The 1,434-nt window shown below is 38.9% G+C and carries 1 protein-coding gene and 2 pseudogenes; all 3 read left to right on the forward strand.

Going from position 1 to position 1,434, the window contains the following annotated elements:
• Positions 1 to 53: 53 nt before the first annotated feature.
• Positions 54 to 260 (forward strand): annotated as a pseudogene (locus ACED46_RS21875) (GNAT family N-acetyltransferase); the annotation flags it as partial.
• A gap of 75 nt (positions 261 to 335) precedes the next feature.
• On the forward strand, positions 336 to 1,157 hold the full coding sequence (locus ACED46_RS21880; protein WP_017063940.1) for an NAD(P)-dependent oxidoreductase: 822 nt from the start codon (positions 336 to 338) through the stop codon (positions 1,155 to 1,157).
• Positions 1,158 to 1,294: 137 nt separating this feature from the next.
• A pseudogene (locus ACED46_RS21885) lies at positions 1,295 to 1,402 on the forward strand (DUF3291 domain-containing protein); the annotation flags it as partial.
• Between the last annotated feature and the right edge of the window lie 32 nt (positions 1,403 to 1,434).

The following is a 1,434-nucleotide window of genomic DNA, read 5'->3' on the forward strand; positions in this document are numbered from 1 at the left end:
ATTACGTTAGACGGAATTTACGCTGAGCTTAGTGCTTAAGGTTCTGTCTATGAAGGGGCAAAGGCTATGCTTCAAAATTAATTAACTTGGTAAAAGATGAGCTATTCCAAAATCAAAATAGTAAGGCGTTGTTTCTGCATAGTGATATTGACAAAGAGTTTTATAGGCGACTAGGATTTACCGCAATTGAAGGGTCTGACTGTATGTACAGTACGAGTGATAACGCGGAATTCAAAGGCGCGATACCTGCGTATTTTTAATCGCTAACATTATATTTGTTTTTATGAAGAATAAATGGTCAACGGTTGAAGCTTGGTGTTTAATTTAGGGAATGAATGAGAGTTTTAATAGCAGGTGCCAATGGTTATATTGGTCGTCACATTACGAAGGCATTCGTAAACAGTGGTTTTGATGTTTTTGGATACAGGAGGGACAAAGGCATTGTCCCTTGTTCGGATTACATCAAAGACCTATCCACAGATTATGAAGATTACTTCGATGTGGTTATCAATTGCGCACGCCCTCACTGGTCAGAATTTTCGCCAGTTGAAATCGTAGACATTGAACATGGTTTGCTCACACAGCTTGATAGGTTTGCGTCTGAAGATGCGATAAAGATCCACACATCGGGAGTTTGGCTGTTTGGTCATGCATCTCAACAAGACCTTAAAGAGTTTAGGCTTAAACCTTTAAAGGCCGTTGAGTTAGACGTAAAAACAATTCATTCCGTGATTGGTACTAACTGGCATATCGTTTACTGCCCGAGCTTGGTATATGGCGGTGACAATTGCCAATTAAAGCGAATCATCGAATCGTATGCAAATCGAACCGTTAAGGTAGCTGTCCCATCCCAAGGGTATAATCAATACGTCCACGTCTATGACATCGCCAAATTCTATTTGTTGTTAGCGCAAAAGCAAACCTCAGAAAAGCAGCATTTTATTGCAGAAACTAAGGGTTACAGCCCAGCTCATTTTGCTCAACTTTTATTAGAATCAAACGTGATTCGAAAAGTAGATGAATGTTCTTGGGTTGAATTCGAGGCTTTAAATGGCTGTGAGGTTGTAGATATTGAACAACTGAACCTCACACTTCCAATTAGCCCTTTTTTCAAAGCCAATGAACTTATCAGCGACTACATAAAAAGTTGGATGTAATGAAATCAATAACAAAACAATCAATTTAGCTTTCGTGTTACGGTGTAAAGTATCAGTGAGGATCTGAGATTGGCGAATGGTTATTGCTTATCGCAGCGTTCTCTATTTTTATCATAATCATTCAAGGAAGAAGCATTGTGAAATTAGCTCAGTTAAATATTGCTCTAGCGAAGTACGCTTTAGATGCACCAGAAATCAAAGACTTTGTCGATAATTTGGATCGAGCTATGCTGATTTCTGGTGTATGGAAGAGAAAGTAAGTTGCGGTGTAATCTGT

This window comes from Vibrio sp. 1S139 (assembly GCF_041439475.1).
Taxonomy (GTDB): domain Bacteria; phylum Pseudomonadota; class Gammaproteobacteria; order Enterobacterales; family Vibrionaceae; genus Vibrio; species Vibrio crassostreae_C.